At 71.6% G+C, this 9,533-nt stretch carries 1 protein-coding gene; it reads right to left on the bottom strand.

Annotated features, from left to right (window positions below):
* Positions 1–2 precede the first annotated feature (2 nt).
* Positions 3–9,425 (bottom strand): beta-ketoacyl synthase N-terminal-like domain-containing protein, encoded by a 9,423-nt coding sequence (locus AC30NL_RS10670; protein ID WP_489463981.1) that lies wholly within the window; start codon positions 9,423–9,425, stop codon positions 3–5.
* Between the last annotated feature and the right edge of the window lie 108 nt (positions 9,426–9,533).

Here is a 9,533-nt window from a genome sequence, read left to right as displayed (position 1 = left end):
GGTCAGTCTCCTCCACGCAGGGAGGCTGGGACATCGGCGAGGGCGAGCGAGCCGTTCTCGAGGGCTTCGAGCATGGCCAGCAAAGTGGGGTCGACGGCCTGTGGCTGGCCGGCGGGGGTCGGAATGGGCGGCACGCCGGCCTCTGCGGCACGCGGCACCTTCACCGCCTGCAGCCGATCCAGCGCCGGGCCGTACGCCTGGGCGAGGTGATCGGCCAGCCGCGCGACCGTGGTGTGCTCGAAGAGCTTGCTGGGCAGGAAACGCGGGTCGATCTGCCCGGCGATCTTCTGCGTCAGGCGCACGACGTCGGCCGATACCAGGCCCAGTTCGAGGAAGCTGGCCTGCGGCGCGATGTCCTCCAGCGGCCGGGCGATCTGCGAGGCGAGCCACTGGCGGATGAACAGGCGCGCCTTGTCCTGCGCCGGCATGGGTTCGGCGCCCGGTGCCGGTTCGGCGTCGGTGACGAAGTGCCACTCGAAGCCCGGCGTGGCGGCATCGCCCAGGGACGAGCGCGCCGATGCCGCGGTGCCGCGCGCAGCGCTGGAGGGCTGCGTCTGGGGCAGCCCATCCTGCGCCAGCCGCATCCAGTGGCGCACACGCGCGAAGGGATAAGTCGGCAGGTGCAGCCGCTGCGGACGCTGCGCGCAGAGCGCCTGCCAAGCCACCGCATGGCCTGCGGCCCACAGCTGCGCCAGCTTGTCCCAGCGGCCCGAACCGGCCCACTTGCGCGCCAGTTCCTGGACCACCTCGTCATCGTCCAGCAATTGCGCCGAGGCGCTGCGCTCGCCCGCGCGGCCCGCCCAGCAGCGTGCCCCCGGCTGGCCGTCGACGAACTGCCGCAGCCGCTGCGCCGCCTCGTCCAGCGTGCGCGCCTGCACGATCACGCGATGCTCGAACGCGACGCGGCCGGTCTGCAACGTGTAGGCCAGGGACGCCAAATCGAGTTCGGGCTGCCCGTCCAGGAAGGCGAGCAGCTTGTGCGCGGCCTCCTGCAGGCGCTCCGGGCTGCGGGCCGACAACGGCAGCAGCACGCCGTCGCCAGGCACCGGCAGGCTCGTGGGCACCGCCGGCGGCGGCGCTTCCTCGAGGATGACGTGCGCGTTGGAGCCGCCGGCGCCAAAGGCGCTGATGCCGGCGCGGCGCACGCCGCGCTCCACGGTCCACGGCTGCAGCGCCGCCTGCGGGTGGAACGGCGAACTGGCGAAGTCCAGGTAGCGGTTGAGCTCCTGCGCATGCAGCAGCGGCACCAGCGTGCGGTGATGCAGTTGCAGCGCCGTCTTGGTCAGGGCGCTGACGCCGGCCGCCGACTCGGCGTGGCCGATGTTGGACTTCACCGAGCCGAGCGCGCAGAACTGCGTCTTGCCGGTGAACGAGCGATAGGCCTCGGTCAGGCCCTGGAACTCGATCAGGTCGCCGATGGAAGTGCCGGTGCCGTGGGCTTCCAGGTAGGTGATGGACTCGGCCTCGACGCCCGACTTGGCCAGGCAGTCGGCGATCAGCGCCGTCTGCGCCACCGGCGACGGCACCGTGACGCCGCCGGTGCGGCCGGCATGGTTGATGGTGCTGGCCTTGATGACGGCGTAGATGCCGTCGCCGTCGGCCAGGGCTTGCGACAGCGGCTTGAGCACCACGCAGCCAATGCCATCGGCCGGGCCGTAGCCGTCGCCCCCTTCGCTGAAGGAGCGGCAGCGGCCGTCGGTGGACAGCATGTCGAGGAAGCCATAGGTGAGGTACTTGTTCGGGTGCAGCGACAGGTTCACCCCGCCGGCCAGCGCCACCTTGCATTCGCCCAGCGCGATGCTCTCCACCGCCAGGTGCACCGTGGTCAGCGAGGAGGAGCACAGCGTGTCGACGGCCATCGACGGGCCGTGGAAGTTGAAGAAGTGCGACACGCGGTTGGCCAGCGGCGCGCAGTTCAGGGAGACCGCGAAGGTCTGGCCCTGCTGCACCGCCTCGTTCTGGAGGACGGTGTAGTCCTTGTGCATCACGCCCACGTACACGCCGATGGCGCGGCAGCTGCCCGGCTCGGCCGGAAGCAGCGTCTCGGGGGTGTAGCCGGCGTCCTCCACCGCCTCCCAGCAAACCTCGAGGAACTGGCGCTCCTGCGGGTCCAGCGCATCGGCGTCGTCCGCCGCGATGCCGAAGAACTCGGCGTCGAAGCAGTCGGCATCCGCCAGGAAGCCGCCCCATGCCGGGATGGGCCGGCCGGTGCGGCTGCTGCGGCCCTCGAAGCGCTCCAGCGGCCAGCGCGCCTCGGGCAGCGGCGTGATGCAGTCACGGCCTTCCTTCAGGTTGCGCCAGAACTCGTGGATGTCGCGGGCCATCGGGTAGCGGCCCGCCATGCCGACGATGGCCACTTCCCGCACGCCTGGCACCGCCGTCCCGCCCGCCGCGGCTTGCGGCACCGCCAGCGGCGCGTGCGTGGTCCGGGCCGAAGGACGGGCGGTGGCGGGCGCCGCAGGCAGCGTCACGCGCGGCGCGGCAACGGCCGCCGCCTTCGCGGCGCCCGGCAGCGCGTGCCGGGACTGGAGGTGCTTCGCCAGGCTGCCAAGCGTGGTGTATTCGAACAGCAGCGTCGGCGACAGCCGGGTGGCCAGGGCCGACTCGATGGCCTTGACCACCTCCAGCAACTGGGCAGAGGCCAGGCCCAGCTCGTAGAAGCCGAGCGACGGGTCCAGCGTTTCCACCGGCTTGCCGGCCTGCGCCGCGATGATCTGCGTCACCAGCGCCTCGACCGAGCCTGCCGACGCGGCATCCGGCACGGCCGCGGCCGGTGCAGCGACTGCGGTGCGCAGGGCCGGCCGCCCGGCGTCACCGCGCAGGCGATGCGGGTTGATGAGGCCGGCATCGCGCACCAGCTTGCTCTTGAAGTTCAGCAGCTCGGCGATCTTGCGGCCGGCCAGGTCGAAGAACTCCATCGTCATGACGAGCAGTTCTTCCTTCACTTCGACGCTGGAGGACTGGATGCGCGTGTAGCAGGCGTGCTGAAGCGGCTCGCTGGCGTAGAACGACTCGTAGAACAGCGGCAGGAACAGGCGCGACTCGCCCTGCAACAGCTCCATCGTGGCGCCCCCGGCCCCGACGGCGCTGCCATCGACCAGGGCAGGATGGAAGAGGTAGTCGCCGGCATCCCCGGCATGCGCCGGGTCGACCGCCACCCGCAGCCACCACCCGGCCGGCACCGAATACAGCGCGCCCTGGGCCTTCATCAGACCGGAATGCACCAGCTCCTGCGAGCGGTAGCTGGCATACAGCCCGTCGAAATCCGTGGCCTGCAAGGGTGCCGTCAGGGACGGCACGTCGACCACTTCGTCGAAGCTCCGGGGCACGACCTGCAGCATTTCCGCGCTCACGCAGGGCGCATCGCCGTCCGCGTCCGTCACGCTCACCCGCCAGCCATCGGCCTGCGGCTCGGCACGCAGCCGCAGTTGCACCGGACGGTCGGGCTCCACGGCCAGCGGCCGGTAGATCGACAGGTTGCACAGTTGCAGTCCACGCAAGCCGAAGCCGGCCTCGGCGAACCACTGGTACAGCACGTCGATCCAGGCCAGGCCCGGCAGCAGCCGCTGCCCGTACACCACGTGGTGGTCGAGGATCGGGTGGTCGGCCGCGAGGGTCTTCGTCCACACCCTGGACTGCGAGAAGCCATGCTCGAGCACGGCGCGGACGGCACCGGCATCCAGCGGCTGCAAGGTTCGCGCGTCCACCCGCCGCATGGCCGGCAGCGGCAGCGCATGGCGGTTTGCGGCCTGGGCAGCGGCGTGCCGCCGCACGATGACGTGGGCATTGGTGCCGCCATCGGCAAAGCAGTTGAGCGCCGCATGCGACAGCGCCATCGGCCGGGACTCCCGAGGGAACGAGAAGCCCGCGGCCGCCATGTCGACGTGCTCGGGCGGTTCCTGCCCCGACAGGAAAGGCAGCAGCGACTGCCGGTGCAGCATCAGCACCACCTTGATGAAGCTGGCGATGCCCTCGGCCGAGGCCGGATGGCCGATGTTCGGCTTCATCGAGCCCAGGTACAACGGCTCGTCGCGCCGGACACCGTAGACCGCCTCGACGCCCTTGATCTCCAGCAGGTCGGTCACCTCCGACCCCGAGCCGTTGACGTCGAGGTAGCCGACTTGCGCCGCGTCCGCGCCCGCGGCCCGCAAGGCCTCGCGCATCACGCGCTTTTGGGCCTCGAGGCTCGGCGTGGCCGGCCCGGCGGTGCGGCCGTCGTTGTTGACCGCGATGCCGGCAATCACGCCGTACACCATGTCGCCGTCGCGCAGCGCCTGCGACAGGCGCTTGAGCACGACCACGCCGGCGCCCTCGCCGAGCACCACGCCGGAGGCCCGGCGGTCGAAGATGTGAAACTGCCCCTGCGGCTGCAGCAGCTTGCGGCGTTGGAACAGGTCGTGCGCCGCGGGGCTGGTGAGCAGGCTCACGCCGCCGACCAGTGCCATCTCGATGCTGCCGCCGGCCAGTGCGTCGGCCGCGAGCTTCATCGCCACGAGCGACGAGGAGCAGGCCGTGTCGACCACCAGGGAAGGCCCCTGCAGGTTGAAGAACTGCGAGAGGTTGGCCGCCAGGTAGTTCTGGCCTGCCGCCATCATCGGGTTGCGCGTGCCGTCCAGCAGCGCCATGTCCGACGCCGCACGGCTGCGCGCGCCGATGTACACGCCGGTGTGGGTCCCGCTCACCTCGTCCGTGCGGTAGCCCGCATGGTGGAAGGCCTTGAGGCTTTCCTCCAGCAGCACCAGCGCCTGCGGATCCATGGCCTTCACGTCATCCGGATGCAGCAGGAAGAACGCCGGATCGATGCCATACACGTCGTCAAGCAGCGCGGCGTGGTATGGCGTCTGCACACCCCAGCAGTCCTCGGACACCGGCCGGATCGCCGAGCGACCGCTGGCCAGCAGCGTCCAGTACGACGCCAGGTCCGGCGCGCCCGGCAGGCGGCAGGCCATGCCGACGACAGCGACGGCATCGGCGGGCTGCGGCAGCGGCTGCGGCACGTGAACCGGGGTCTGGTTTTGCCGCGCGAGCGGCTGCATGGGGTCGCCGAGCCTGGCCTCCGCCTCACGCGGCGCAGGCATGACCGGCGCCTCGCGAGCCGGTGCCTGCGAAGACACCAGGCCCAGCCATGCCGACACTGCTGCCGCGTGCTCACGCACCAGCCAGTCCGACAGTTCGCCGATGCTGGTGTGCTCGAGCAGCGTCGAAGGCGGGAGCGGCAGGGCCAGATCCTTCTTCAGTTTCTGGAGGATCTGCGCCAGCATGATCGAATCGGCGCCGTAGTCCGCATACGGCTTGCCGGGCTCCAGTTGCCCCGGTTTCAGCGCAAGCTCGGCCTCGAACAGCGCGCGCAACCGGTCGCGCAGCAACGGCTGCACATCGGCCGCGGCGGAGGCCATCATGGCCGGCGTGTCGCGGTCTTCGCTGCCCTGCGAAGGCACGGCGGCCAGCACCTCGCGCGGCCGCGGCACCGCGAGCAGCGCGGCAGCGTCGAAGCGCGCCGGATCCACGACCACCGGCATCAGCACGGGCGGCAGGCCGCTGCCTTCGAGCACGCGGTCCAGCAGGGCCAGGCCTTCTTCGTCGGACAGGCTCAGCAGGCCGGTGTCGAGGTAGGCACGGCTGGTCGCCTCGCCCATGCCGCTGTCGCGCCAGCTCGGCCACTGGAGGCTGGTCACGCGGGCCGACCGGCCCTGAGCCTGCGCCACGTGGTCCAAGAAGGCGTTGGCCATCGCATAGTCGCTCTGCCCTGCGCCGAGCGACGGGACAGCAGCCGCCACCGAGGAGAACAGCAGCATGAAGCGCAGCCGGCCGGCGTCCACGCTCTCGAGCAGCGAACGCGTGCCCGGCACCTTGGGCGCGGCCACGCGCGCGATGCCGGCCGGCGACTTGCGCACGAAGGCCGGATCGTCCAGGTCGACCAGGCCCGCGGCATGCACGATGCCGGCAAGCGGCCCGAAGGACGCCTCGATGTCGCACACGGCCGCACGCACCGCCTCCGGGCGGTCCAGCGACCAGGCCGCCGTCCTCACCTCAGCGCCCAGCGCCTCCAGCGCCTGCACCGCGCGGACCTTGGCCTGCATGGCGGCCGGCAGGCTTTCAAGGCACGCCCATTCCTCGCGTGCAGGCAGCAGTTCACGGCCCGTCAAGACCAGCCGGCGCACACCATGGCGCTGCACAAGGTGCCGCGCGCACAGCAGCCCCAGGCCGCGGGTGCCGCCGGTGACCAGCACCACATCGCCCGCATTCCAGCGCATCGGAACGCGTTCCTCGCCGGCCGGCAGCGCCTGCAGCGCCGGCGCGAGGCGCTGGCCGCCGCGATGGCACACCCGGGTCGCATCCGGCACCGCGCGAAGCTCGTCAAGCAGCAGCACCGCCTGCGCCGCGGGAGACGACATGGCGGGATCCAGGTCGACGTGGCGGGAGACCGCCGCGCCGTGCTCGGCCTGCAGCATCCTGTACAGGCCCACGCCCGCGGCGCCCTGCAGCCCGGTCGGCACGTGGCCGCCGGCCGCTTCCAGGCCCTGGGTGACGTACAGCAACCGGCGCAGGCCGACGGTGCGTGCAGCAAGCAAGGATTGCAGCAGCACCAGCACGTCGTCACGCAGCCCGGGCTCGCACAGCCCGGTGAGGTCGATCCACGCCGTGCAGGCCAGCACCTGCGGCTGCACCGACGCCACGTCGCAACGGCCGGCATCGATCAGCACCGGCGTGCCGGCGAGCCGTTCCGCGAGCGCCTGCGCCAGCCCGTGTTGCGCCGGCAGGTACACCACCGCGGTGCGGTCCGGCACGAACTGTTCCTGCACGAGCGGGGCGGCTTGCCAGGACATGGCCAGAAGCTGCTGCTGCCGCTGCGCCGTCGAGGGCGCAAGGACCGCTGCCGCGGGCGAACCCGCGGGTTCCACGCGTTGCGGCGTCACGGGCGCCTGCGGCACCCAGTAGCGCTCGCAGGCGAACGGATAGGTCGGCAGGCTGATGCGCCGCGGCCGCGTGTCGCCATGCAGGCCATGCAGGCGCGGCCAGTCGATCGCCTGACCGCCCACCCAGGCCGCCAGCAGCCGTTCATGCTGGCCTTGGGCCAGCCACTGGTCGAGCGCCTCGGGGGCCACGGCCTGTGCCGACGCGGCGTCCGCCGGCCCGCAGTACCGGGGCGTGGGAGCGGGTGCGCCATCCACGAAGGCCTGCAGCTGTGCGGCCAGGTCCTGCATCGAGTGCGCCAGCAGGCCCAGCCGTTGCGGCATTGCATCGCGGCCCACCTGCAGCGTGTAGGTTAGGTCGGCGAGTTGCACGGCCGGGTCGTCCTGGTGGCGTCGCACGAAGTTCAGCAGCCGCCGCGCCATCGCCTGCAGCCGGTCGGCGTTCCTGGCGGACAACACCACCGGCGCGGGGCCCGTGCTCGCTGCCTGGCATGTATGCAGGCCATGGGCGGGGATGTGTTCCTCGAGCACCGCGTGCGCATTGACGCCGCCGATGCCGAAGGAGCTGACGCCGGCACGGCGCGGCAGGCGGCGGCCGCCGGCGTCGGCCATGGCTTCCCAGGGCCGCAAACTGGTGACGATGTAGAACGGGCTCGCGGCGAGGTCGATGTAGGGATTCAGCGGCTGTGCATGCAGGCTGGACGCCAGCAAGCGGTGGCGCAATTGCAGCAGCACCTTCACCAGGCCCGCCATGCCGCTGGCCGGCTCAAGGTGGCCGATGTTGGTCTTGACCGAACCCAGCCCGCAATGCGGCTCGGCGGGCGCGGCATGGCCATGGTCCTGGTACAGCGCGTGGAACGCCTTCTTCAGGCCGTTCACCTCGATCGGGTAGCCCAGCTCGGTCCCCGTGCCGTGCACCTCGATGTAGCCCACCGTGGCCGGGTCGACGCCGGCCCGGCTGTAGGCCTGCACGAGCAGCCGGGCCTGCGCATTCGGGTTGGGGGCGGTGAACGACGTCGCCCGCCCGCCGTGGTTCTGCGCCGTCCCGAGGACCAGACCGTAGATGTGCGCGCCCTCGCGCTCGGCGTCAGCCAGCCGCTTGAGCAACAGCATGCACACGCCTTCGCCGCGGCCATAGCCGTCGGCCTTGCTGGAGAAAGTCTTGCAGCGGCCGTCCTGGCTCAGCATGCCGGCCTTGTCGAAGCCGAGGTGGAAGTCCGGCGTGATCATCAGGTTGATGCCGCCGACGATGGCCTGGTCGCACTGGCCCGCCTCGATCGCCGAGACGGCCTTGTGCAGGGCCACCAGCGACGACGAGCAGGCGGTGTCGATCGGCTCGCTCGGGCCGTGCACGCCCAGCAAGTAGCTCAGGCGGTTGGGGCCCATCGACGGCACGTTGCCGGTGGCGCTGTAGCCCTCGATCGGCAGGCCCGCCTGGCTGATCAGCGATGCGTAGCCGCTGCCGGTGGTCGCAATGAAGATGCCGGTGTTGCTGCCTGCCAGGCTGGAGGGCGCATATCCCGCGTCCTCCAGTGCCGCCCAGGCATGCATCAGCAGCAGCCGCTGCTGGGGATCCATCAACACCGCCTCGCGCGGCGAGAGGCCGAAGAACAAGGGATCGAAGTCCCCGACGCCATCGATGAAGGCGCCCCACTTGACGCGGGTCTTGTTCGGCTCGCTGCGGGCGTCGCCGAAGCAGGTTCGCCAGTCCCAGCGGTCCGGCGGCACTTCGCCCACGCAGTCGCGGCCGTCGCGCAGGTGTTCCCAGAACGCATTGAGGTCCTCGGCCATCGGGAAGCGGGCACTGACCCCGACGATGGCCACCGGCTCGCGGGTCGCCGGCGCCGTCTCGCGCGCATCCCCGGCGTCCGGGGCAGCGCGGGCGGTCGCGAAGCGGCCCACGGGCACCGCCAGGCGGTCGGTGCGGCGCTGCTCGGGCATGGCACGCTGCGTGGCTCGGGCCGGTGCGGCATTTGGGGCCGCGAACGCGCCCGCATGGTCGCTTGCCAGGAAGTCGATGAAGGCACCCACCGTGGGGTGCTCGAAAAACACGGTGGGCTGGAGCCGCAGTCGGTGCTCGCGGTTCAACCGGTTCGCCAGGGTGGTGAGGGAGATCGAGTCGGCGCCGTAGCGGCTGAACTCGGTTTCGGGCTCGAGTTGCGACGCCTGCAGGCCGAAGACCTCGGCCAGCGTGGCGTGCACCGCGTTCTGCACGGCCTGATGCACGGTGCGGGCCGCGGGACGGCCTTCCTCGGCCGCGGCATCGCCGGCCGGCCTGGAAGCGATGGAATCGCGAGGCGCCGGCGCGGCGGGCTGCGGCGCGAAGGCCGCGCCATGCTCGCCGGCCAGGAACTCGGCCAGGCGCCGCACGGTGGGGTATTCGAAGAACACCGTCGGCGCGAGCCGCAGGCCGTGGCGGCGGTTGAGCTTGTTCGCCAGGTTGGTCAGCACCACCGAGTCGGCCCCGTGCACGCTGAACTCCGCGTCGATGTCGAGGTCGGCGGGCGGCATCTGGAGTAGCGCGGAAGTTTCCGCCACCAGGGCCGCGAGCGCGCCGGCCGGCGCGTCCGCCGCCGGTTGCGGTTGCGGTTGCGGTTGCGGTTGCGGTTGCGGTTGCGG

The sequence above is a fragment of the Rhizobacter sp. genome (assembly GCA_021153565.1).
Classification (GTDB): domain Bacteria; phylum Pseudomonadota; class Gammaproteobacteria; order Burkholderiales; family Burkholderiaceae_C; genus Albitalea.
Note: the sequence above shows the minus strand (reverse complement) of the source record. Positions and strands in the feature narration are given on the sequence as shown.